Here is a 25070-nt window from a genome sequence, read left to right as displayed (position 1 = left end):
GATCCGATCAAGGTGTGATTACGGCGACTTGATAAACTGCCGTAGACGTTGAGCAACCTCTAGGGGGGTAATGTGGGGCCGAGGTAATTTGTCAGGAATACCAGGCTTGATCTTGGCGTGAATGAACATTAATTGCTCGCATGGGTCTTGGGTCAAAGCTTTCACATCCTCAGGGGTTGTGGCCAAAGCAACCTGTTCGTAACCGCACGCTGCAGCGATCGCACCAAAATCAATGGAGGCCGACACCGTGGACTGTCCCCCTGTCGATTCATGGCGTTGATTGTCTAGGAGAATATGCCGCAAGTTGGGCGGACGTTCATAGCCAACGGTGGCTAACGCTCCTAAGCGCATCAAAGCGGCACCATCCCCATCGACCACAATCACTCGACGGTGGGGCTGAGCCAGCGCTATGCCCAGGCCAAGACTGGAGATACATCCCATGGAACCAACCATGTAAAGTTGATTGGCTTGGTCCTGAATGGCATACAATTCCCGACCGGTGTAGCCCGTGGTGGCCAACAGAATGTCCTGAGGCCCAGTTGCAGCTTGGATGGCTTGCAGCATGTCACGACGGGTGAAGGAGGGGTCCTGTTGAAGGGGGAGAGCATCAGCAGGGGTGATCGACAGGGGCTTCACGGTTAATTGAGAGCTTAACTGGCAAGATTCCACCGAACCCTTTTGCATCACCAGGGCATAGGGGGTCTGATGCTGCCGCATATGGGCAACCGCCCGGTCTAGAGTCGGCTCAACCTGGTCTATTTCTGTGGGAAAAGGTTCCCATGGCACCTGGATCAGGTCTAGCAATTGGGGAGTAATGGCTCCCATCAGCTGGTGCTGGGGTTCGTCCGGTGCCCCACCGGGTTGTCCTCGCCAGGTCACAATCACCAAGATAGGAATCTTAAAGGTGTGAGTCAGGGAGGTGAGGGGATTGACGGCATTCCCAAACCCCGAATTCTGAAACATCACCACACTGGGCACTCCAGCCAATTCGGCACCGGCGGCGATCGCGACGGCATCCCCTTCATTCGCAGCCCCCACATAGCGGAGACGATCAGAGTCAATGACCGTGTTAATAAAAGATTTGAGGTAGGAGCAGGGCACCCCCGTGTATAACCCAAACCCTTTTTCCTGAGCCGCTTGGATAAAGTATTCGGATTTGATCATCTAGAAACTTCCAGCCTTGAACAGATCTTCGACTTGATCGACATCGAGCCAATGCCCTTTGATATAAAGCACATGTACCCGATAGCCATGGGTGATCAACTCATTAATCAGAGTCGGCATTCGCCCCTGTTGCCGCACCTGCTCTGACTGGAGCAGAGTATTAAGGGTATCCCGTAATTTCTGCTGCCCCTGCTGGGACACTTTCAGCAATCCGGTCCATCTGCCGCAGATTTCGCCCTCGGGCAGTTCATGGCTGATTTGCTGTAGATCAACATGTTGATAAAATGCTTGGGTCGAGTCAGGTAGAGAACAAGCAACGTAATCGGGTCGGATTTGCTGGGTTTGGCGGTGCTGACTCGAATCTATAATGACCACAAAGTCATGATCAACCCCTGACAGCATTTGCAGAATGTACTTCTTGAACAGAACATCACCGTAGCCGATGATCCAATCCTGTCCATCCTGGGGCAATTCCTGCAAGCCTCGACTCAGGGAAACGAGTTCACCTGTGGTGTCATATTCGTCGTTATCTACAAAATCGAGGCCAGGTAAGTTGACAACTTCCTTTTTGTAGCCACGCACGACAGTGATGTCTTGAATCCCAACACTGTGATACTCATGGACAATCCGTGATAGCAGGGGTTGACCTTGCAGATTTACCATGCACTTGGGTTTATCTTTAGTGAATTGACCCAATTCAATCCCACGGGAAGCTGCTAGCAGAACTGTGCGAATCCCACCCCCGTTCTGGGGTAAATAGCGCTGCTCCGCTTCTGCATGTTCGGCAACACCTTGCAGCCGAAAGATCTCAGCTACAGGAACGATTTTGTCTTCAACATTCAGCAGGTTCTGCTCTACCATTAACTGCTGAGCTACCTTTTGGGTCATCGTTACGGAAGCGCGGAGTAGTTGATTGGCCCAAATGGCGATGGAGAAGCCAGCATCCCTAAAGACTTCAGTCGGTGTTGCGTAGTACTTGGTCGGTACAATTACCACTGGTGCGCGATCGCCCCACTCCCGTTTAAAAGCCAACACTTCATCAGGCACACGCAAGGCACTGTGGATCAAAATGCCATCCGCTCCGGCATCGTAATAGGCTTGGGCTCGCCTTAATGCTTCTGAAAGTCCCCAACCGGCAATAAAAGCTTCTACCCGGGCAATCAGAACAAAATCATCATCCGTTTGGGCATCTTTAGCAGCCTTGATTTTGCCGCAGAACTCGTCCATGTCAGCCAGGGGCTGAGCTGTGCCTTTAATAAAGCTATTGGTCTTGGGGAAGAGTTTGTCCTCAATACAGACACCAGCGACACCACGCTGCTCTAATTTTTTCACCAAGCGTTGGACATTGTTAAAATTTCCGTAGCCCGTATCCCCATCCAGCAGAATTGGGACAGAAGTGGCATCGGACATGAACTCAACCACTTCCAAGACTTGAGTCCAACTTGCTTCGTTGTTATCACGCACACCCAACTGGGCAGAAATGCTGAGGCCACTGCCCCAAATGCCCTGAAAGCCCGCCTCTTCAGCAATCTTAGCGCTGATTCCATCATGGGCCTCTACCAGAAACTCTAACTGCTTAGAGTTCAGCAGTGTTCTAAGTTGTGTCGTTTTTCTAGGTTGTGTTGTTTTTCTAGCTTGCGTTGCTTTTCTAGGTTCTGTCGTTTTTCTAAATTGTGCTGTTGTTTTCATTTGGCATCCTAAAATTGCAACAATGTTTGACCAAAGTGGTCTAGGAAATAAGCTTGCTTTTTATCTTTGTTAAGGATCTCAATCGATCATGAGCCACTCAAAACACAGTTAACTCAGGATTAGCTCTTCCTACCCTGATGCTGCTGTCGGCTCATAGCCTTTCAGCACTGCTTGACTAGCAGTTTGACTAGCAGTGTTTAGAAACATGACAAGGTTACCTAGATCCTAGCCCTTCCATCGTGGGCAAGAAATCAGGGAAGTTAGGGAAACCCGTGCAAAGGCTCAATAGCCTTATCTGACCACGCTTAACTAGCCTTTAAGCTAAATTTAAAATAATTTTAACCTTTTTTGTGCTCAATGAATATAGCTTCGGATCGTGATCAGGTCCTAGTGCGACATTCAAACGATGATTCCAAATCCTGCAAACCTTTAAAACCTCTTGCCCATATCCTCTTTTGAGATACGTCTCGGCCTGGTTGGGTCCATAAATCTTAAAATCGTAGAATTGAAACTCTCGCAAAGGAAAGATTTCATCGAGATCTGGATACTGAGGATTTCCCCCTTCAGAGGGCAATCTCCTTTGGTCATAGATATAGATGTCAATCCCGTCACTTATTTTGTAAAGATTTTTTTCGATCTTTCTAAAGTAGAAACCATGATCATTGAGGAGAGTTTTTAAAGTAAATAATTTCTGGAAATCTGCCTCTGTCATCTCAATATCAATGTCATCATCCCAGGGAATGACTCCTTCGTGTCGCAGAGCACCGATTAATGTTCCTGAAATAGCCCAGTAAGGGATATGATGTTGTCTAAGGAGGGAATCAAGGAACTGGAAGTCTTGGCGCAATTGCCAATGTATTGGTTTTAATTTCTGAGCCAAAGCAACGACCATGTCCGCGATTGTCCCTGTTTTTTTTGATTCAATGCCATTCTCGATGGCATAGTTGTAATGGGCGATCGCTTCAGCAAGTCCTTCTTGTGTTGTCAGCGCCTCGTGGGGTTGCGCTGATAACACATCTGACTCTAGCGCTAGGGATTGCTGATACATGGTGGCTGCTTGTATCACTTGACGGGCACAGCGATCAATCTCTTCTAATCGCTGTAATGAAATTTGAGCAGACAACAATAGGTACCACAGCTGCTCGTGAAATTGCTCACAGTCCGGTTTAATCTTAATCCCTTTGAGGTAACAGGCAATTGATTCGACCCACTCACCTTGTTGGCAGTAGAGCTCTGCCAATTCTAGATAAAGTTGAGGATTATCTGGTTGCAGCTCAATGTTTTTATGGGTGTTGGCGATTGCCTGTGCTAGATGATCGGGTAGATTTATTAGTTTATCTTTTATCTTAGTCCTCTCCTGTAATCGCTTCTGCACCTAGGTTTGATTCCGGAGGAAGGCCGACCCTTAAGGATTTGCAGACCTTCCCTCGGGTTTTACCACTTCTAGATTACGCTCTGTAATCACTAAGTAGGATTTTTTAGTGCATCGGTGCGGACAAACACGCTAGTAGTCTGCTTACCGCGCCTTACTTTTATCTCTAGTACCTTATTTACTCCACTATTTTCAACAAGGCGCTGTAGTTGTGTAGCATTAGTAACAGATGTTCCATCAATTTGAACAATTATGTCCCCACGACGCATACCAGCATCAGCAGCTGGTGTATCTGGTAATACTTGAACTACCAAGACACCATTGACTTCTGGTAATAGGAAAACAGAGTTGGGGTCATTGTTGTTCTCTTGTGCTAGTTCCGGGGTTAGGGTTGTCATCCGAACACCGATATATGGATGGACAACTTTTTGTCCTTGGGCTAGTTTGTTGGAAATCTCTTTGACTGTGTTGATGGGAATAGCAAAACCAATTCCCATGGCATTAGCCCGAATAGCAGTGTTGATGCCAATTACTTCCCCTGTAGCATTCAACAACGGACCACCAGAGTTTCCAGGATTAATAGCTGCATCGGTTTGAATAAAGTCTAGTCGCTTGTCAGGAATACCTGCCTGAGCACTGGACCGTCCTATGGTGCTGACAATTCCCAAAGTCACTGTATTATCTAGCCCTAGGGGGTTACCAACAGCAATAGCCCAATCTCCAACTTGAACTCGGCTCGAATCCCCTAGAGAAGCAGTAGGTAAGGAAGTACCGTCAATTTTGACAACAGCTAAGTCGGTGAATTCATCCACACCCTTGACTTTACCATTAAACTTGCGCCCATCCTTGAGGGTAACGGTTACTTTATCTGGATCTTCCACAACATGGGCATTGGTCAGTAGGATGCCACTATTGTCAATAATAAAGCCAGAGCCTTGACCTTGTAAACGTCTTTCTTGGGGAATTTGGGCTGAAAAGTCATCACCGAAAAAGCGTCGGAAAAAGGGGTCATCAAAAAAGGGATCCACACGCCTGGAAACTGTGCGTTCGGTGTCAATGCGCACCACTGCTGCTCCCACCCGATTCACCGCTGCTGTTACAAAACTGCTATTACTAGCTGGCTGTGGACTCAGCAGTTGTTGGGCGATCAGTGGGGGAGTTACTGAGTCTGTGCTGGGTACAGGAGCAGCCTTGGAGGGAGATACACGATAAACGCCAACTGTCAATAAGACTCCAAGTAAGATAGCCAAGAGATAGTTACTAATTGAGCGAAGCCAAATCGAAAATTTAGTTGATGACATAGTATTATCGTATTCTTCTGGTTAATTTTGGGGAATATTATTGCTAAGCCAATCCCACCACCTTTAAGCATGGGATTTACTTGGCTTTGGCTAGTGGTTACTAGTCAGTTGTTGCTGACCCTTAGCATTAACCCCTAACTCAAGTCTAGCTTCCCTGATATTCCTCCCACCCACAGCCAGGAGTGGGTTTCGAGGCAGATTTTAGGATTGTAGATTAGTTGCTACAAGCATCTAATCGCTCTTTTAAGAGTTATTCCTATGACGTTAATACTACCTGGGCTAGTTCCAGGTGGTGCGACCAAAGGGGGGTTTACTCGCCCTTGGAGGCGCGCACCGAGAGTGAGAGAGGTGACCTCAAGGGATGATCAGCCCAAGAGACCCGAACAAGTTAAGCTTAATAATTATCAATAATGATATACCCAGGAAGTTGGTTAACCTTGGACTAATAAAACTAATAAAACCGCTATGATCTCGAAAGATAGGGAATATGCCCTGACTCAAGAGCTGAATCACAACCATAGTCAACATACTCATGGTCACGTCCATGATGAAGAATCTCTGAGGCGAATTATCAATCGCCTGTCTCGAATCGAGGGGCATATTCGAGGGATTAAGACTATGGTGCAAGAAAGTCGCCCCTGTCCTGATGTTTTGGTACAGATTGCTGCAGTTCGAGGGGCTTTGGATAAAGTGGCACGAATTATCCTGGATGAACATTTAAGCGAGTGTATCGGTCGTGCCGCTGAGCAGGGCAACATTGAGGTAGAAATTGAAGAGTTGAAGGCGGCTTTAGATCAATTTTTACGTTAAGCCTCAGATGCTTTATGCTGCTCTACAAACTGACGTAGCCTCAGCAAACTTAAGGTTTGACCCAAATTTAATGGTAACAAAGACACCCCTTCGAGGCGAGATTGTACCCAACCATCTCCCCAATACCATTCATGATAACCATCAATTCCCTGACTCAAGAGCAGTCTTAAACAGTTTGACTGAACAAGCTCAACTTTGTGTTGTACTGCTACTGGCCCGATGGAAGAGGTAAAGGTCAATCCTAAATCTAGCTTTTCCGGTAACCCGGAAGATAAATTCTCCGGCCACAACCACTGGTGCAGTTGCTCGGTATAGAGCAGACTGTCCCGGATAACATTTTGTGGTGCTTCGACTTCAATCCTCAGATGACTTTTTTGAAAGATTCCTAGCATTTTGGTTAGATCGTCCTTACTCTTAGGAAATATTTGTGATTAGTGTGACAGAGCCGATCAACAACAGTTGAAAGTAACAAGAACTGATCAAACCCTTGTTGCTACAGTAACTTGTTTCCCTAGCAGGACGCTAATCCCAAAAGATATTAAGCTTAGTAATTGGTTGGGGTATGCTACCAGTGGTAATTTACCTTTAAAAAGGTATTTAGGTAGTTTGGGTGTTTAGATAATAATCCCCTGTTTGTGCAGTTTGATTGTTTTGAATGAACCGATGGGATAAATCCCCTCTGTTGTTTTAATGCCTTAGCTAAAGGGAGAGGGCAAGCAAGCGGCTCGATACTTTCTCGATAATTTGTAAAATAAACATTAATTATATTAAGAAGTGTAAGAGTTTTCTATGGCTGACCAGTTAATTCGCGCCACAGCAGCTTCAGGGGGTATTCGCGCAGTTGGTGTGATTACTACACGCCTGACGGAAGAAGCTAGACAACGTCACCAACTCTCCTATGTGGCAACGGCTGCCCTAGGTCGTACCATGTCTGCAGGTCTTCTGCTCGCTTCTAGTATGAAGCGAGCCGAGTCGAGGGTCAATATTCGGATCAACGGCAATGGTCCACTGGGTGGAATTCTGGTAGATGCAGGATTAGATGGTAAAGTTCGGGGTTATGTAGATAACCCACAGGTTGAACTGCCACCGAATAAGCAGGGAAAATTAGATGTGGGTGGTGCTGTTGGTAGGGATGGTTTCCTATACGTGGTGCGGGATGTGGGTTATGGCTATCCCTATTCCAGTACAGTAGAGTTAGTTTCTGGTGAAATAGGTGATGATATCGCTAACTATCTACTAAATTCGGAACAAACCCCGTCAGCGTTGGTGGTTGGTGTATTTGTAGGTGCTAAAGGGGTAACTGCGGCTGGGGGGATTTTAATCCAAGTTATGCCTAAGGCAGCAACGGATGAGGCTTTAGTTCAAACTTTGGAATCTCGCATTACCAAACTATCAGGTTTTACACCGCTACTGCAAGCTAACCAGACCTTACCAGAGATTTTTGAACAGTTGCTGGGGGATATGGAGCTAGTGATTTTTCCAGAAACCCAGATGCTGCATTTTAACTGTGGTTGCTCCTTTGACCGGATGTTGGGGGCTCTGAAAATGCTCGGAAAAGATGAACTTCAGGATATGATAGAAAAAGACGGTGGAGCTGAGGCAACTTGTCATTTTTGCTCAGAGGTCTATCATGCCAATCCCGATCAACTCTCTCAATTGATAAAAGAATTGTAAACTGGGTAGCTACTGGACTTCCTATTGTAACTGGAAGATTAGAATCCTGACTTGTAAACGATTGCAAGAAATATGGATCAGCATATAAACTCAACCAGAATTATAAGAACACTACTATAAGATAGGGTGTAGACTCTATATGTGTAAGGTGGGTAAAATCTCAACAACTGAGGTTGCTGTAAACAACCTGCTGTCTTGCGGTGTAGGGAGTGTGGAAGTGAATTATGACCAGAAATAGAGAATTTCCAGACCGTTGGCCAACGTCAAATGGTTCAAGTTCAGGTAAGTTTAATGGCTGGCAACCTAACCAGAGCGAGCCGGTTACTCAACCGAGCGTAAACTATCCTGACCTAGGAACCCCATCGACACAGCCCCCCCAGCAATCTGAAAAATTTGGGGTTGGTCAACCAGTAGCTAACTCTGGATTAAACACAGCACAAACTACCCCTAGACAAGGTCGCTCAGCGCAAGCTACTGGCGTAAAAAACCTCTTGCCTCGCAGTTGGCAGTTTTGGTCAGCCTTAGTCGTTTTGCTTTTCGGTAGTGCGGGATTTGCTTCAGCAATGATGTTGTTAAGGTTGCCAGCTGTACCAAACTGCCGTGCTGTGTTTTGGCCAACGGCTTCAGCATCAATGCGCCTATCTTGTGCTCAGGTGGCAGCAAATCAGGAAACTGTCCCCCAGTTGCTAAAAGCGATCGCATTAGTGGATGCCCTGCCCGAAGATCACCCGTTACGCCCACAAGTTAACCAATATATCGAAGAGTGGTCACACCAAATCCTGGAGATTGGGGAAGCTAAGTTTCAAGCTGGTCAGCTCAGTGAAGCTCTTAAGATTGCTAAACGTATTCCTTCAAAATCCGTAGCTAACCCGATAGTAAAAAAGCGGGTAAAACGTTGGCAGAAAATCTGGTCGAGGGCAGAGGAAGTTTATGAGCAAGCAGAAAAACAGTTGAGGTTATCAAACTGGAACTTAGCATTTCGCGAAGCAGTACGATTGACCTATGTGGACAATGACTACTGGGCTACGGCTAAGTATAACCAGCTAACGGATAAGATTAAGATGGGACGGGAAGACTCGGCTAAGCTGGATAAGGCTTATGAGCTGAGTAGAAGTGGCAATATAGAGAAGATCCTGGCAGCTATTAAAAAAGCTAAGGAAATCACAGATCAAAGTTATGCTTACAAAGAAGCTCAGGATTTAATTAAAGAGTCTGGCAACAAGCTGGTGGAAATTGCTCAGAACAAGCTAGAGCAAGGTAAGTGGTCAGAAGTTCTTGACATTGCTTATAAACTGCCCGAAACGATTAAAGTACCAGAACTCAAATCTGATTTAATTGACCTAGCTCATGCCCTATCTCGTGCTGAGTCCGGTACAACCTGGGATTTAGAAGAAGCGATCGCATCTGCCCAAAAGCTCGGCTCAGAACGTCCCCTATATAAGAAAGGGCAGCAATTAATTAGCCGTTGGCAACGAGAAGTAGAAGATGTGGCGCGACTTGAGCGAGCCAGAACCTATGCTACCTCGGGCTTAGCCAGTGACTTGAGACTGGCAGTGGCTGAAGTGGAACAGATCCCTCGTGGTAATCCCCGCTATCAGGAGGCACGGGGCGAAATTCGAGATTGGACTCGTCAAATTCAGCTGATCGAAGACAGACCATTCCTGGAGCGGGCAACACAACTGGCTAGTTATGGGAGCATCGATTCTTTGCAAGCTGCTGTTCAAGAAGCCGGTAAAATTTCCCGAGGTCGTAGTCTTTACCAAGAAGCTCAAACTAAAATTAATCAGTGGTCTAGAAGTATCCAGCAGCAAGAAGACCAACCTTATTTAGACCAAGCGCGCACTCTGGCAATCCGGGGTGACCTATATGCCGCCGTGGCAACTGCCGAACAAATTAAGGCAGGTCGGGCTCTGTACAATGAAGCCCAAAGCAAAGTCAGAAGCTGGAAGTTAGAACTTGAGGGTCAGCAGCGTTTACGGGAAGCTTACCAAATTGCTGAGGCTGGAACTCCACAAGCCCTAAGAAAAGCAATTCGAGTAGCTAGGCAAGTGCCAACTTCAACCAAATCCCGTAGCGAGGCGAGAACAGTAGTCAATCGCTGGAGTTACAAAATCCTATCCATAGCCAGAAGTCGTTCTGCTTATAACGTCTCTGAAGCAATTGCGATCGCAAACATAGTTCCGTCTGGTACTCGCCCTTACCAGGAAGCGCAACGGCAAATGCAATCATGGCGTAAGATTTTAGCCCCACCTCCTCCACCTCCTGTACCCGTAAGACGACCAAGACCGGTTCCGGTTCCATCTACCCCACAAGTGGTGACCCCGAAACCAGCTCCCTCTCCACCATCAGTGGTAAAACCACCATCACCACCAGCCCGCTCCTACCCAATTGTGGTTCCACCACCGGAAGTTACCTCACCGTCGGGTATCGTAAAACCACCGACTCAGCTAGAGCCGCCTAGGTTTAATCCCCCCGCTGGTAGGAAGATTGAGTTGATTGATACTGACTCTTAAGAGTTTCCGAGGGTTAGTGGACAGTAGGCAAAAGTATCACAAAGCTTGGCCATTGCCTCAAGTAATTTGCTACACTTTAACTATGATATTAGTGCCATGATCTTGTCTCAATTAAACAAATTTTCCGAAAACCAAGGGTTTTGTAGTGACATTGGATCTGGTTCTATAACTTTAATGGCGCACGAGGAATATTTCTTCGTGCTTTGGGAGATACCCCCTGGCGTTCGAATCAGCTTGCATTGGCGGGCTAAAGTTTATCTTGGTAGACTTTGGTAGCTAAAAAGTATCGGAAATTAAACCTGTTTTTCCTCGCTCTGTCGGTTTATAAACGTCAGACTCTAGGTGAAAGTTTCTAAACATAAGCCCCACAGCGGAAGCGATGCAGCGCGGTCTTGGGGAGGCAGCGCGGTCTTGGGGGTTCCCCCCATGAGCGACTGCCGTGGTTTCCCCCACTCGCTATTGCATCAAGACAACGACTTGGGGGAATAGTAAGCGCAAAAGTCCTGGCAACAGGCGCGAGAATGCCGCCTGTCGCGAGGGATAAAACCTTGTAATTAAGACGGATACCCACACCACGAGAACGCGGGTGGGGGAAGCATTCAGAATTAAATATTCTTAATATTAAATGGAGTAAATTCCATTTAGTATAGAATATCTAAACTTGTCATCAACCCTCAAGTCCCGTCTTGACCAGTTCATTCACGCTCCCCAAACTGAATTCACCCTCATTCTGCTAATTCTACTTTCGGTAGTTTTAGTGGTTCTTGAAACAAGTCTAGAGGGTGCAGGTTTCATATATGGACTGGTCTATGTAAGCGAAGAGCTACTGACGGGCATATTTATCATAGAATTAACGATCCGCTACCTAGTGGCAAGAAACAAACGTCGGTTCTTACGTCACTACTGGCTGGATATTATTGCTGTGCTGCCTTTGTTACGGGCATTCCGCTTATTGCGAGTGTTACGGATGTTAAGGCTGCTCAGAGTCGGAATTTTGGTAAACCGTAACCTCAACCGCATCTCTTCCTCACTCGCTGCTAGTATTAGTGCTCAGATTGGAGTTTTTCTGATTATCGGCTTAATTACATTAGTCGGTGCTTTAGGGATTTATCTGCTGGAGGGAGGACAGAATGAGTCATTTGCTTCCCTAAGAGACTCTTTATGGTGGAGTTTTTTTACCCTAATCTCAGGAGAACCTATTGGTGGTCAACCCCAGACTGATGCTGGACGTCTGATTACCCTCATGGTAGTAATTGGGGGGTTAACCATGTTTGCGGTCTTCACCGGTGTAGTTTCAGCAGTAATGGTGCAACGACTTAGAACAGTCATGGAGGTGAAATACTTGGAACTGGATGAACTGCGCAATCACATTGTTATCTGCGGCTGGAACCGAGGTGGTCACCTACTAATTGAGGAACTCCAGGCAGACTCTGAGCTCAAGCACTATCCAATGGTGGTTGTGGCAGAGTTTACCGACACACCAGAGTCGGAACTCAAGGGAGTTAACCGTTCCCAAATATATTTCTATATTGGTGATTACACTACTATTGATGTCCTCGAAAGTGTGGGGATCTATCATGCCTCACGGGCAATCCTCCTTGCTGATTCTACTCGTCCTCGAAGTGACCAAGACCGGGATGCACGGACAGTCCTAGCTGCCTTGACCATTGAAAAACTCCAACCCGAAATCTACACTTGCGCTCAACTCCTTGACCGGAAAAACAATGTCCAACTGCGAGTAGCTGGCGTTGAAGATGTCGTTGTTGTTGATGAACTAGCGAGTCACTTAATTGCTACCTCAGCTCGGAACCTAGGAGCTGTGGACGTGCTGTCAGAGTTGCTAACTGTGCAAGTGGGAAACCAATTCTACAAAATTGTATTACCACAGAAGTGGGTTAACATTTCGTTCTGGGAAGCTGCTCAGCGGTTGAAAGAGGAGTTTGATACAACTTTGATCGCCATAGAGCGCAATAGCAATGGAGATCGGGAAACCCTAATTAATCCCCCTAAAGATCAAACACTGCTGTCTGGTGATCACTTAGTGATTATTGCTCGTAGTCTGCCGAAAATTGGGGTTCCAGTCCGGTGAAGTCTCAACTTTGCGGCAGGTTCTTATGGTGCGATCGCACGTTCGGATCGCCCTAGGGTTTACCATGAGTGGGAATTTTCAAACTAAATAGCCATAATTAATCACCAATGACTAATGTAAGAAACTACCCAAAACTTCAGAGCTGCTTCGCTAAACTAACACCTAAAAACCAATTTCCAGGTGCTTGCACATCCTCACTATACAAAAATTGATCGAAGATTTGTTTGAACTCCTCTTTAGAAATAGAATTGTCTCGATTGAGATCGAGAGTTTCAAAAGCTTCCTCTATATGAGTTGTATCGATTTGGTAAGCTTGATAAAATAGTCTAAGTTCCTCTCTCACAATTTTGCCATCTTCATTACCATCAATGAGCTTGATAAAGGCTTCAGAAAAATCATAATCTAAACGCTTATCGAGGCATTCTAACCATTCACTGAGTTCAATCTGACCATTCCCATTTAAATCAACTAAATCTTGTAACCATTCTCCAAAGCTGATCCAGGAGAAATACAAAAACTCATAATCTTTACTTCCTGGTTTCCAACCCCTGACCTGGGCAATATTCTCGACAGCTTGCTCAAAATCAGCCAGCTCAATCACCCCATTTTTGTCGAAGTCTAAGATGTTAAACAAATAGATTAGTTTGCGTTGACGTCGCTTGTGCGCCACAGTAGATAGGCGTGAGTTGGTAATTTGGCTCCAACTGAAAGCAGCCACTCCCAGCATCAGAAATCCACCTATCCAGTAGGGCCAGTTAGGTCCAAGGGCTTCAAATACAAATCCCCCCCAAATCGCTCCAGTTAAGCTGGCTAAACTGCGAATAGATTTCCCTACTCCGAGGGTTTTTCCCTGCTGCTTAGCCCCAGCCAATTGAGAAATTAAACTGATGTTTGCTGGATTAGCAACAGCTTGACCGCACGTGGCAAAAACCATTGCCCCTAGCAACAAGGGTAAACTAGTGGAGAAAGAAATCAGCAGTAGCCCTACGCCCATACTGATTAACCCCCAAATTAGTAATTTAGCCTCTGGGAACCATCGGGTCAGGGGTCTGATCAAGCCAATTTGGGTAGTTACCCCTAACATGCAGCAGAAGATAATGAGGTAGCCATACTCTCGAGGTCCCCAGCCGAACTGATGCTCGCACCACAGAGGGAAGATTGCCATAGAACTTTTTCCTGCAAACATTGCTAAGAAAACGATACCGATTAGGGTACCCAATAGCGGTCGTCGTAAAACCTCAATACCACTCATCAACAGCCTCTGAGGTTCCCAGCTGGTTTCAACTGTCCCTAGTGACTTTGGCCTCCTTAAACTCGGTAAAGCAATTACAGCAAAGCATAGCGTCAGCAGTGATACTCCAGCCGCAGCAAATCCTGGTAAACGGAAGTTGAGATTGTCAGGGTCGGCACCAACTAACAGACCACCGATAGCTGGACCTAGCAGATAACCAAATCCAGTCGCTGCTTCTAAAAACCCCAAGCTACTAGTCCGATTCTCAGGTGTAGTTATGTCTGTAATATAGGACTGAGCAATGGTAATACTGGAACTACTTGCCCCAGCCAAAGCCCTAGCCCCAAATAACATCCACAGGGAATTGGCTAAACCAAACCAAAGACAGGAAAGACCACTACCAGCTATATTTAGCAGTAATGCTGGGCGGCGACCGATGCGATCGCTTAAACTCCCCCACACCGGTGAAGCAAATAGCTGCATGAATAGGAACACGCTGACCAGGAGCCCAATTACCATCGGTGATGCACCAAAAGACTGAGCGTAGAAGGGTAGCAGGGGAATGACGATACCATAACTAATGTAATCTATAAATACACTAGCGCATAAAACCAGCATCAACCCACGCTTATTGTCTTGGGCTTTCATAGAATGTCTTGAATGTATACTCAATTTAACTAGAACCGGACAAGCCCAACCTCACCGGCTCGATAGGGTGAGCGTGGGACGGAGCTTACAAGAGCCAGACGCAGGTTCCGGCGACAGCCCCTCATCTGTTTAAGCTCGAAAAACTATGACCCATAAATCAACTAGGTTTTCAGGGTTCTTTTATCCTATTAAAGCATGGTAATCCCATCTTAATCGAGTTATAAAATTGCAATAACCTGGACTAAAATTTGACTACACAATTCGGCCTCTCAACTTAACTTCCGCTTGGATTGGATATCTAGGGTTTTTCAAATAAATGAGGTACAGTCTTTATTGGCGCTGATTGCCTTTAAGAGCTTTTTAATTATGCCCTCTGGCTTATAGCAGAAGTCAGAAATCAGAAGTCAGAAGTCAGAAGTCAAACTCTTGCGCTTACTTAGGTTTGAGACTTTTGTCATGTCCGCGCCTGCCCTGGCGACTGCTATAAAAGGATAAGCCAAGTACCTCACCAAAATGATAATTGCTATATTGCCCATAATTCCTAAATAGCCATAATTAATCACCAATGACTAATGTAACAAACTACCCAAAACTTCAGAGCTGCTTCGCTAAACTAACACCTAAAAACCAATTTCCAGGTGCTTGCACATCCTCACTATACAAAAATTGTTCGAAGATTTGTTTGAACTCCTCTTTAGAAATCGAACTATCAAGATTGAGATCGAGAGTTTCAAAAGCTTCCTCTATATGAGTTGTATCAATTTGATAAGCTTGATAAAATAGTTTAAGTTCCTCTCTCACAATTTTGCCATCTTCATTACCATCAATGAGCTTGATAAAGGCTTCAGAAAAATCATAATCTAAACGCTTATCGAGGCATTCTAACCATTCACTGAGTTCAATCTGACCATTCCCATTTAAATCAACTAAATCTTGTAACCATTCTCCAAAGCTGATCCAGGAGAAATACAAAAACTCATAATCTTTACTTCCTGGTTTCCAACCCCGGGCCTGGGCAATCTAAGTACAGGACAAAAAATGTAAAGATTGCCGAAAGTCGGCACTGGTTCCGCCGAGTGAGAAGCGAAAAGTTTTGACATTAGTTGTTTACAGAGCATATCGAATTGTGAATAACTGCGACCAAGATATGCCCACCTCCAAAATGCCTAACTTCACCGCAGGCACAATCTTTGTGGTAAAATGAACTCGTACACAGTTGTGTACTAACCAGTAGACATCAAGGGTTCTTTGAAGGTTTTTGCGAGATTAACGCATAGGTGTTGATTTTACGCCGAAAGGCCCTCGTTACGACGTCCCCCAGAAGCATTGAAAGCTGAGCCATGATTGGCATGAATATCACTGTCGGTGACCTCATGCTCAGTTTCAGGATGCTCAGGCACAGGAGCTTGATATTTTTTTCGTTTACGACCTGCACCGCAAGTTCGCACCCTTATTTTTAAGTCGCACTCGGATCCCTTTTTGCAACCGCTTTGGTGGACGTCCCGGTCGCCCCGTGCGGATCACCTCATGGCAGATCTCAAACAGCAGGTTGCCATATCGTCGTTCTCCATAGGTTTTGAGATTGAGGCTTCCGGTTTGGTCAATCACCAACGCTCACGACTTTCAACCCCTGCTCAAATAACTGTTGCTCTTTCGGTCCACAGTGCAATTCCCATAGAAATCGACTGCCTCGCTCCATCAAGACCATTGTCCATCCGTGGTGATTCTGAAGCAGGTAGGTTTTTATCTACAATCGTCAACAGCTCATCTCCTTCTATCTCCTGATGAATAAACTGATGGAGCAGGGCATAAAGCATCAGGGTAGGTTTGAAACCCGATAAACATCTTTTATAATCAATAACACTCTTTTTTTACATAATTAATGTTCTATCTGTGGCATTAAAACCCATAATTTTCCTTATAGCTTTAAGAATCACGGATTACCGACTCAGGGGAGTGGTCAGACCCACCAGTGGCGGCTGTTATGGTCTTGCTGAAATAGATGTCACACTCTCGGCAATGATAAATCGTACGGAAACCATGGTTTTGAGTACTATAGCGGTGGTGAGGGTACACATCCTCACTCCCACATCCAGGACATGGGTAGGAAAATAGTTCGATCATACAACCACCATTGAGGAAAGGCTTCTATTAACTCCGGAATGCCCCTATTCCATGACCTGCAAGGCAAATCTCCTTCACATTCGACGGAACCAGTACCATTACGTCACATTTTCCAACTCTGCGGACAGCGCAGCGAGATCAAGTCCGAACTTTGGTCTACTCCTCCTGTTAATCAGCTAGTCTTTATCGGTTATCATTATAGATACCGATAAACTTCGCCAAAAGTTAAATAACTGCTTGGCTACTTCTGTTACTGTTTAATTTCATCTAATTCAAATTCATGACCTTAGGTAAGTCCGAGCCCAACCAGATTGATAAAATTAATCGCAAATTACCAAAACTAAATACCACCCAAGAACCTCTCGTTTCTGAAGAAGAGATGCGGCAAGCGGTACGGACTTTACTGTTAGGATTGGGAGAAGACCCAGACCGCGAAGGCTTGAAAGATACTCCTAAAAGAGTGGTCAAAGCCTTAAAATTTCTGACTTCTGGCTATCATCAATCTTTAGACGAACTCCTCAACGGGGCAGTATTTCACGAAAATACCAATGAAATGGTCTTAGTTCGGGACATTGACCTATTTAGCTCCTGCGAACACCATATTTTACCTATTCTCGGTCACGCTCACGTCGCTTATATTCCCGACGGTAAGGTAATCGGACTGTCGAAAATTGCTCGTATTTGTGAAATGTACGGACGACGTTTGCAGGTACAGGAAAGATTAACTGCCCAAATTGCCGATGCCCTTCAAGGATTATTAAAACCAAAAGGGGTGGCGGTAGTAGTGGAAGCAAGCCATATGTGTATGGTAATGCGAGGAGTCCAAAAACCTGGTTCTTGGACTGCCACTAGTGCGGTTAGAGGTGTATTTGCAAATGATCCAAAAACCCGTCAGGAGTTTATGAGTTTAATTCACTACAACCCTTCAATGCATTAATTAATTAATTTGGCACCATGAGAGATGGGTATAAAGCTCATCTCTTTTTGTGATACAATGATTATCGTCATCAAAAAAAACTGCTTATGATTATTGCTGTCGCCAGTCCTCCAGGTGGCGGTAAAACCCACTGGATTGGTCAACAAATAGCCCAAACCAATAAACCTGTAGGTTATTTCAGTCCTAAAACCGATTCCGTACCCATTGATGCAATATATCTCCAAAGTGAATACCCTCAACTAAAAATTTATCAGACCGGGGAAGAAGCGGAATTAGACAAAACCATTACTTATCTAGAGATTCCCTGGTATTTGGATTTAGCCGGAATTGAACCTTTACTGCAAACTTTTAACCCCCATCGAGTAGCCATAATCCCCGGCGATACAGATAGTACAGAGTTAAATACTTGGGCGGATGAAGTTATTCCAGGAAATAACATCACTAGGCCAACCACAGCGCAGATTCATCGGGGGGTTTTGACGGGGGAAATTTTAGATTTTGATAGTTTAGCTACTTTTTGGCTGGAACTTACTCAAGGTGCTTACGGTGAGGTAGCTCGGGTAAAAGGACTTTTCGACCTAGTGGATGGACAAATTTATTATGGTGACTTCATACGAGGGGAATCCGAATTAGCATTTACACCTTTAAAATTACCCCGTTGGTTAAATGGTAAACCAGATCGTTTTAGTGGTTTTGAAATAGTAGGTAGTAATTTAGATAAAGCTGAAATTGTTCAAACTGTCCAAGATTGCTGTCTTCCCGAATCGGCAATTAATTATTACCAACAACAAGTAAAAGAGTCTTTAGAAAGTGAACCAGAAGAAAGTGAACCAGAGGTAGAAGTGGTATGAAAATAGCAGTGATATCTTGTATCCATGGTAATTATGCAGCTTTAGATGCAGTTTTACTGGATATTGACCAACAAAAAGCAGAAAAAATTTATTGTCTGGGGGATTTAGTGGGTTATGGTCCCTATCCTAATGCAGTGGTGGAACAAATTCGTTCTTTAGATATTCCCACTGTACAGGGTTGTTGGGATGAAGATATTGTAGAAGGACTAAATGCTTGTGAATGTAGTTATCCTTCCCTGTTGGCGGAAAAAAGAGGTAAAATCGCCCACGAATGGACAAATAAGCACGTCAATCCCGAAGTTAGGGAATATTTAGCCCAACTACCCCATACCTACAAAGAAGATAATCTCTGTTTCGTACATGGTAGTCCTAATAGCAACCACGAATATTTGTTACCCGAAATGGATGCTTTCACTGCTTTAGAAAGAGTTCTCTCCAGCGATGCAGATATATTATTTTGCGGACATACCCACTTTCCCTATGTCCGCACCCTAGATTCTGGACAATTACAGGTTAAAGTTCGTCAACCCAATATAAACGAACAACCAACCATAAGTTTTAATACTCCCCTGAAGCGAATTATCAATGTCGGTTCGGTAGGCGAACCCCGTCATGGTCGTCCCAATGCTACCTATGTTATCTATGATACGGAAACACAAGCAGTAAACTTGCGGGAAGTGGAGTATGACTATCAAACAACCTGCGCTGCCATCTTAGATGCTGGTTTACCACCGATTTTCGCTTGGCGTTTGGCTAGAGGTTTGGAATTTGCCGAAAAAGCCGACGATCCGACTCATGTGTGTGAGAGGTAAATTAAATTACTTAAATATTTAAATTGAAAATCAATGTGGGCAATTTTAAGCGGAATTGAAGGAAATATCGCAGCTTACGAAGCAGTGTTGGCAGATATCAAACGCCAGCGCGTTAAGGTGGATGCATTTTATATTCTGGGCGATATCGTAGCAGCTAACCAAGATAGCGAACAAGTAATTAAACGAATTCAGAATCCTTTACCTGGAGAATTAGAACCCCAAGTATGCGTTGGTTGGTGGGAAGAACAATGCTTTGCTTTACACGGTTTGGGTTCGACACCAGAACCGACAGAATTAATCGAGCGCTTTGGTAAAGAAACTGCTAAACTTCTTTGGGATTCGGTATCTCGCGAAACCGTACAGTGGTTACGCAACTGTCATTTTGGCTTCTTTGAATTAGATTGTTTGTTAATTCACGGTAGCACTGTTAGCGTCAGCGATGAGTTAACCCCCGAAACCCTACCCTGGAAAATGCTAGACCGCTTGCAAAGAGTCCAGGCAAATTATCTCTTTTGTGGTCGTTCGGGTCAAGTATTTGAATATCAACTACAAGGAGGTTCAGTAAATAGTTCGGTGATGACTTTAGATCGCCAGCAACCCGTGCAAACTATTACTGCACCCAAAAGAAGAGTTGTTGGTGTAGGAAATGTAGGCAAAGAACCAGGAAAGGCTACTTATACGCTTTATAGTCCAAATACCGATTTTCTAGAGTTTAAAACAGTTTTTTATGGCAATAACAAGGGATCTGGTAATTAGTTTTAGCTTGCTAAAGGTATGGCTAAGTGCATGCAACAGGTAGTCAGAGACAACTTTCTGGTAAATGGGTCATCTCATTTTTTGGCGTTGCTGATTTTGGGTATGCTTTCGCCCTCCTAGCCCCCCAAGCGAGGTATTTAGGGGGCTGTAATAAAATCAGATAATCGCGCATTGATTCCTTAATTCAGGAACGCCAGTTTTTTTTCGAGTGCGTTTCTATGGTTTTGAGTGGCATCTAAATCTTAGAACGCTGGCTCCCACTCAGATTTTTTTAATCCCTCAAACATCCATCTGACAAACAGTTTGACAAAACAGTGACCGCATTTTGTCAGTCAGTCAGCTCATACCCACTAAGAATTTCAAAATAAGATGCGTTTACCCTGATATCACAAGCAGGTTTTGAGCAATTTACTTCGCGTTTATCTACACCTAATCTTCTAAATCTGCCCGAATATCTTCTCGGTGAGCAGAAGAGTTATAACGATTAGCAATGCTGCGTAACATAGCCGCTGTTCTCGGATAACTATCTCCTACTAACATTGCATAAGAAGAATAGGTTTCTACTAATTGTCTTTCCTGAATTCCACCTTCACCTATTGCGCTTGTGACAACTCCACGCTTGTTAAAAACACCATTTGCTATACCCTCTTGCATCTCGTTACTTCCAAATTCTTCAATAATTTCTCGCACTGCGATATCTGGCCATATACCATCTGATGATTTCGGTGCGTATGCTAAAATATGACCAATCTTTATATCTGCAATTTTACCCCTACCGCTTTCCTGACTAGCTGTCCTTGCCTGTGATACCCAATTTCTTAATTGCTCCAAATCAACAGTCCCATCTTCTTTAAGACCAGGTACTTGATGCCATGATTCAAGTAGCTTATACCCTAACTTCGCATAGTTTAAAGTAGCTCGATCAATTTCGACTGATTCATCTCTATCATCTTCTGATTTATACACACACTTCAGAATTTCTACAAAAAATATAGGATCTTTGGAAAGTTGTTGGTAAAGAAGTTTAGGCTGTCTTATGGAATGAACTAGTAGCGGGAAGTGTATCAACTCCAAAAAAGCGAGTTTGTTATCTTCGATATCGTCTGCTTTATCTAAAACATCAAAAATCTCTTCGATGTAGTAGTTATTACGATTGGTATCAGGTAGTGATTTTTCTGTGTAAGGGTCAACTGAGGCGGCTTTTTCAAGGATATCTACTAATAGAATTGATGGTAGTAATTGAGTTATCTCATCATCGTATAAACTCACTAGTAGATTTAGTGCTGCATAGGGACGATTGGATGCTAACAACTTAACACATATTTTTTCACAGTCATCTTTGTTAAACCAGTGTATGTTAATGGTCTGCCAGTATAAGTTTTCTAATTCATCACCAAAAGTAATTAACAAATCCCAACTGCGTTTATCAAAAGGCAACCCATAGAAAAAATTAATCACTTTCTGTTCATACCAATGGTTATTTTTTGCGAACTCAATAATATTTTATGCCCAAGTCCATCCATATTTTTCGAGACGGCGACCTATAAATCCTATTCCGAAAGCATTAAGTGCATTTTTATCATTTCCAAGAGTTTCGTAAAGTAAACTTATTTCAGATTCTTCCGTAATATTTTCTATGTTCGCGATTGCAGCACCTAGCAAACCAGGCTCTTTAACAAATGCTGCCATTTCTAAAATACTAATTATATTAGATTGAAAGTAAATTTTCCTCGCTGCTGCTGTTTGTGCTTGCTTTATTTTTTTATAGTTTGTTTCCCTATCCCTATGAATATCCTCTTTATGAATACAATAAAGGAAGTTATACTTGTTGGATGAAAATAACCAGGTATAACGATATCTTATATCTTGGGGTTCAAATTTTTGGTATAACAAGTAAAGTTTATCAATTACATCGGCTGGCAATGCCCACTTAGCATTATATCTTTTTTTGTGTTTGTGAATTATTGCTCTGAGGGTATCACAGATTATAGCTAAGTCTTTTAGTTGGATATTGATGGTATCTACTTCAAGTAAAAAATTGATAGTTTTATATTGTAATTGAGCTGGAATAGACTCTATCTTGTTAAGAATAGCACATAGTTTTTTACTATCATTTCCCATATTATCAAGGAGTCGCTGCATAACAGCATCTATATTCTCCCAGTCTTCAGACGTAGTAACTTGTGGGGTAAAATCCTCATTCCAATCTCGCCAACGAGGTTTATAAATTGGGAGTGAAATATCGCCGGTAATTTTTGGAAGCAAGTTAAACAAAAGCTGCCAAGCAATATCCGGTTCACGGGCAATAAGTGTATCAATAACTCGCAAGGGTTGTGTCAAGTTAGCTGGTGTTTGGGGCTTCCAGCATAGAAAAATTTCACACAAGCTACCAAATGGACGGTTGAGAATTTTTCCACCTGGATCGAGCCTGGAAAGTTTAGCAAGAATCAGCGTAACTTGTGACAGATATTGCGGTTCCGAAACAAGCACTTCCAAAGCCCAAAGCAAGCCCGTGTGAGGACTACCACCAAAAAATTCCTCTTGTAAAAATAATTGCAGTAAGATGGGATTATCTCCTGCAAGTCCATAGTCAACAGTTTCCAAAAATGCTTCTGGTGCTGCTTCCGCCAAAGTGGGTAACAAATATGCTAGTGATGCCCACATATGCCAGTCAACGTTGGCATTTAACAACTGATGTATAATTCCAGAGACTCTTTGCTGGGCAGGCATTATATCTTGAGTTTCCGACTCTAGCCCCCGTGTTGCCAAAATAGCTAAAGTTTCTGCCAGTCCCGTTCTTAGAAAGCCTGAGTTTGGCAACCCCTTACCATATATGCTGGCTGCAAATCTTTGGTTTAAGGGTAACTCATATTGTCCATCAATGGTTCCTAAAACCGAGAGTGTAATACTTGTAAATGCTTCGATGTCGTCACGGACAATAAAGCGTGATAAAAGATTCCATGAATCTTCGCGGGAAATTAACTGCCAAACACTTCCCACTTTTCGAACAGGGGGGTCAGAACTATTGACCCAACGTAAGATATCTCCTTCAACTTCTTTATAGGGTTTGCGAGCTAGTTGAGCTATAACTTCTTTGTCACCTTCTTTTGACTCATCCCATGCTCCAGCAAGTAAAACTGTAATGAGTGATCGGGCATTTTCTGATTTTGCCCAATCGGGAGTATGTATTTCTGGTGCAACTGCAATTAGTCGCCGTAAAACGTTGAGATTTCGCTTGGAATTTTTAATTAAGTTATCGGCTCGTTCTTCTGATAGCCCCATATCTACCAAAGCCTGCCTAAAGTCTGTTTTATTGGGGCGTGAAAGCACTAATCCTGCTTTAGGGCGACTAATATCTCTACCAATGGGAATAAGAATATGATGCTCTTTTGGTAAAAATTTTGGTTGTTCAAATGCTGGGATTAAAATTAGTGATTCTTGGGTGCTAGCAAAATACCGCCATGAAGACTCATTTTGAACAATAATACACCGAGATAAATAGTTTACATTTTGTGCCTCTGGCATTTGATGAATAACTGCTGCAAAAAATGCAATTGCTTCTTCAGGAGTATCTGCTTGGATAGTAAGTTTTGATGCTTCTCCTTGCAACCAATTGTGAACGTTTTCAACTTCTTCCTCTCTGCCTGCAAGATGTAACTGTGTATTCATTGCTGGTGAAGTATAGTTTTTCCAATCATCCCAGAAGCTACTAATATCCTGAGCTTCCTCTGGCCACTTCCCCATTAACCGAGCTAACCAAGCATGAACACCATGAGCCTTTTCTAACCACTGTTCTAAGTCATCAGCATCATAAGCCCTTACATCAGCCCATATTCTTTCACTTTTCTTCTCTTTCTCCCACTTATCCTTCTTAGTCCATCGTCGGAGGGTAACAAAAACAAAAGTGGTTTCAGCAGGAATCACTCCTAGAGCATTTTTAACACGCTTATCATAATCACCATCTGCTTTACCCTTAACACCTTTCTTAACTCCAAGTTCCCACACTGAATAGCCATTAGGAACAAAACTATTACCTTCAGGTGCGTCCACAATGCCATCCCATCCCGCCATTTGAACGCTATCACCAGCTGAAAACACAACCCGTTGAGGTTGCTGGACTGTAGCATGAATGAGGCGACGCAATAACTGGGGCAATCGGGCTTGAGCATCCCTGCGATTAGCCCATAGATTTAAATCTGTTGCATCAACCCACTGAAATGGAACCATACTTAATAACAAAATAAATTACTTATTAATTCTCGTTGTGTACCTACAATCCACCGCCCAATGGAAATAATGGTGTGGATAAGGAAAAATCATAGCTTGGTGGCGATGATCACGATTGGTATTTTGGCTGTGCTCTCAGGCGCGGATGGGTTTGTGGTTATTGAAACCTACGATAACGCGATCGCGCCCATGGTTAGATGAGTTGGGTGAGCAGCATCACGACGAAATTGGGTTTTGTACTAATTGATATCTATGGCAAGACTGCCAAAGGTTCCTAGGATCAAGAAGGTCAACTCAAAGCCTTGCAAAGTGTGAGTGTTATTAGCAGTGACCATGAACTAGTGCTGGCTCAGCAAAAAGTTGATCGCAAATCCCATGACATCACAGCGGTGCCGCTACGGCTGTTGTTGCTTACCCTCAAGGGGGCGGTGGTGACCTTTGATGGGATGGGTCCCAAATCACCATGGCTTGGCTGCCACTTAGTATCATATTAAGTTCGGTGCTATCCATTATATATACGAGTTTTGCCTAAGTCCTAAAAAATTTTGTGCCAAGGACTTGACACATTTGTAATATGCATGTAGTATAAAAGTAAGGTTAAAGAGAAAACATCGCGCTACAAGGAGGGATGCCCAATGATTCATGTTCGGTTTGAAGGTCGTTCCTACGACATTGCTGAAGGTCAGCTGGGTATAGCCAAAAGTATGAACGATATTGCTGTTAAACAGCAACTTGCGAAGTACTTTGATGTAGCCCCAGAGCGCTTTACCTCTTATGTCATTGACCGCAGTACCAACCGCAATCTGATTATCAGACCTGAAGCGGTTTATGGTTAAGGTTTATGGTTAAAAGGTGTTAGGTTAAACCTTTTG

Annotated in this window: 22 protein-coding genes and 1 pseudogene; 10 read left to right on the top strand and 13 right to left on the bottom strand. The window is 44.0% G+C overall.

All coding sequences use genetic code 11. The features are described from left to right. Positions 1 to 18: 18 nt before the first annotated feature. From aepY to F6J90_RS34065, 4 genes are all read right to left on the bottom strand, one after another. Positions 19 to 1164: a phosphonopyruvate decarboxylase gene (aepY, locus tag F6J90_RS34080; RefSeq protein WP_293104265.1), complete on the bottom strand. Its 1146-nt coding sequence runs from the start codon at positions 1162 to 1164 to the stop codon at positions 19 to 21. Then, a complete protein-coding gene (gene aepX / locus F6J90_RS34075; RefSeq protein ID WP_293104262.1) occupies positions 1165 to 2853 on the bottom strand; it encodes a phosphoenolpyruvate mutase in 1689 nt (562 codons plus the stop codon). It abuts the gene before it with no gap. Positions 2854 to 3169: 316 nt separating this feature from the next. Then, positions 3170 to 4228 (bottom strand): LicD family protein, encoded by a 1059-nt coding sequence (locus F6J90_RS34070; RefSeq protein ID WP_293104259.1) that lies wholly within the window; start codon positions 4226 to 4228, stop codon positions 3170 to 3172. An 89-nt stretch (positions 4229 to 4317) separates the two neighbouring features. Beyond that, a complete protein-coding gene (locus tag F6J90_RS34065) occupies positions 4318 to 5526 on the bottom strand; it encodes an HhoA/HhoB/HtrA family serine endopeptidase (protein ID WP_293104256.1) in 1209 nt (402 codons plus the stop codon). 465 nt (positions 5527 to 5991) lie between these two features. On the opposite strand from F6J90_RS34065, the gene F6J90_RS34060 reads away from it, so the two are divergent. Then, entirely contained in the window at positions 5992 to 6336 is a 345-nt protein-coding gene (locus F6J90_RS34060) for a metal-sensing transcriptional repressor (RefSeq protein WP_293029489.1), read from the top strand. Here the strand turns inward: F6J90_RS34060 and F6J90_RS34055 are convergent. Beyond that, on the bottom strand, positions 6333 to 6728 hold the full coding sequence (locus F6J90_RS34055) for a hypothetical protein (RefSeq protein ID WP_293104253.1): 396 nt from the start codon (positions 6726 to 6728) through the stop codon (positions 6333 to 6335). The two genes, F6J90_RS34060 and F6J90_RS34055, sit on opposite strands and share 4 nt — an antisense overlap. 397 nt (positions 6729 to 7125) lie before the next feature. On the opposite strand from F6J90_RS34055, the gene hslO reads away from it, so the two are divergent. Next, positions 7126 to 8010: an Hsp33 family molecular chaperone HslO gene (gene hslO / locus F6J90_RS34050; RefSeq protein ID WP_293104250.1), complete on the top strand. Its 885-nt coding sequence runs from the start codon at positions 7126 to 7128 to the stop codon at positions 8008 to 8010. A gap of 224 nt (positions 8011 to 8234) precedes the next feature. Further along, positions 8235 to 10523: a chromosome segregation ATPase gene (locus F6J90_RS34045; RefSeq protein ID WP_293104247.1), complete on the top strand. Its 2289-nt coding sequence runs from the start codon at positions 8235 to 8237 to the stop codon at positions 10521 to 10523. A gap of 276 nt (positions 10524 to 10799) precedes the next feature. Here F6J90_RS34045 and F6J90_RS34040 read toward each other — a convergent pair whose 3' ends face one another. Beyond that, the gene (locus F6J90_RS34040; RefSeq protein ID WP_293104245.1) at positions 10800 to 10976 is read right to left on the bottom strand and encodes a hypothetical protein; all 177 of its coding nucleotides are present in this window, start codon (positions 10974 to 10976) and stop codon (positions 10800 to 10802) included. Between the two features lie 208 nt (positions 10977 to 11184). On the opposite strand from F6J90_RS34040, the gene F6J90_RS34035 reads away from it, so the two are divergent. After that, positions 11185 to 12612 (top strand): ion transporter, encoded by a 1428-nt coding sequence (locus tag F6J90_RS34035; RefSeq protein WP_293104242.1) that lies wholly within the window; start codon positions 11185 to 11187, stop codon positions 12610 to 12612. A 136-nt stretch (positions 12613 to 12748) separates the two neighbouring features. On the opposite strand, the gene F6J90_RS34030 is transcribed toward F6J90_RS34035, so the two are convergent. The 5 genes from F6J90_RS34030 to F6J90_RS34010 form a co-directional block, all read right to left on the bottom strand. Continuing rightward, on the bottom strand, positions 12749 to 14491 hold the full coding sequence (locus F6J90_RS34030) for an MFS transporter (RefSeq protein WP_293104239.1): 1743 nt from the start codon (positions 14489 to 14491) through the stop codon (positions 12749 to 12751). A 594-nt stretch (positions 14492 to 15085) separates the two neighbouring features. Further along, complete coding sequence (locus F6J90_RS34025) at positions 15086 to 15463, bottom strand: EF-hand domain-containing protein (protein ID WP_293104236.1); 378 nt, start codon at positions 15461 to 15463, stop codon at positions 15086 to 15088. 314 nt (positions 15464 to 15777) lie between these two features. Continuing rightward, on the bottom strand, positions 15778 to 15939 hold the full coding sequence (locus F6J90_RS34020; protein ID WP_293104233.1) for a hypothetical protein: 162 nt from the start codon (positions 15937 to 15939) through the stop codon (positions 15778 to 15780). 186 nt (positions 15940 to 16125) lie between these two features. After that, positions 16126 to 16308, bottom strand: a complete 183-nt coding sequence (locus tag F6J90_RS34015; protein WP_293104230.1) for a hypothetical protein — start codon at positions 16306 to 16308, stop codon at positions 16126 to 16128. 109 nt (positions 16309 to 16417) lie between these two features. Then, positions 16418 to 16615, bottom strand: a complete 198-nt coding sequence (locus F6J90_RS34010) for a hypothetical protein (RefSeq protein WP_293104228.1) — start codon at positions 16613 to 16615, stop codon at positions 16418 to 16420. A 280-nt stretch (positions 16616 to 16895) separates the two neighbouring features. Between F6J90_RS34010 and folE the strand changes: the two genes are divergently transcribed. From folE to F6J90_RS33990, 4 genes are all read left to right on the top strand, one after another. Next, positions 16896 to 17552 carry a GTP cyclohydrolase I FolE gene (folE, locus tag F6J90_RS34005; protein ID WP_293104225.1) on the top strand — a complete coding sequence of 219 codons (657 nt, stop codon included), beginning with the start codon at positions 16896 to 16898 and terminating at the stop codon, positions 17550 to 17552. An 86-nt stretch (positions 17553 to 17638) separates the two neighbouring features. Continuing rightward, a complete protein-coding gene (locus tag F6J90_RS34000; RefSeq protein WP_293104222.1) occupies positions 17639 to 18403 on the top strand; it encodes a GTP-binding protein in 765 nt (254 codons plus the stop codon). Beyond that, the gene (locus tag F6J90_RS33995; RefSeq protein WP_293104219.1) at positions 18400 to 19215 is read left to right on the top strand and encodes a metallophosphoesterase family protein; all 816 of its coding nucleotides are present in this window, start codon (positions 18400 to 18402) and stop codon (positions 19213 to 19215) included. Before F6J90_RS34000 ends, F6J90_RS33995 begins: the two co-directional genes overlap by 4 nt. Positions 19216 to 19248: 33 nt before the next feature. Further along, positions 19249 to 19971, top strand: a complete 723-nt coding sequence (locus tag F6J90_RS33990; protein ID WP_293104216.1) for a metallophosphoesterase family protein — start codon at positions 19249 to 19251, stop codon at positions 19969 to 19971. Between the two features lie 429 nt (positions 19972 to 20400). Here F6J90_RS33990 and F6J90_RS33985 read toward each other — a convergent pair whose 3' ends face one another. Beyond that, positions 20401 to 21429 carry a hypothetical protein gene (locus F6J90_RS33985; RefSeq protein ID WP_293104213.1) on the bottom strand — a complete coding sequence of 343 codons (1029 nt, stop codon included), beginning with the start codon at positions 21427 to 21429 and terminating at the stop codon, positions 20401 to 20403. A 45-nt stretch (positions 21430 to 21474) separates the two neighbouring features. Continuing rightward, the gene (locus tag F6J90_RS33980) at positions 21475 to 24198 is read right to left on the bottom strand and encodes a hypothetical protein (RefSeq protein WP_293104210.1); all 2724 of its coding nucleotides are present in this window, start codon (positions 24196 to 24198) and stop codon (positions 21475 to 21477) included. Positions 24199 to 24536: 338 nt separating this feature from the next. Here F6J90_RS33980 and F6J90_RS33975 point away from each other — a divergent pair. Together F6J90_RS33975 and F6J90_RS33970 are read left to right on the top strand one after the other, a co-directional pair. After that, a pseudogene (locus F6J90_RS33975) lies at positions 24537 to 24641 on the top strand (ISAs1 family transposase); the annotation flags it as partial. A 192-nt stretch (positions 24642 to 24833) separates the two neighbouring features. Further along, entirely contained in the window at positions 24834 to 25034 is a 201-nt protein-coding gene (locus F6J90_RS33970) for a hypothetical protein (RefSeq protein ID WP_070393156.1), read from the top strand. Positions 25035 to 25070: the final 36 nt, after the last annotated feature.

It is taken from the genome of Moorena sp. SIOASIH (assembly GCF_010671925.1).
Taxonomy (GTDB): Bacteria; Cyanobacteriota; Cyanobacteriia; order Cyanobacteriales; family Coleofasciculaceae; genus Moorena.
Note: the sequence above shows the minus strand (reverse complement) of the source record. Positions and strands in the feature narration are given on the sequence as shown.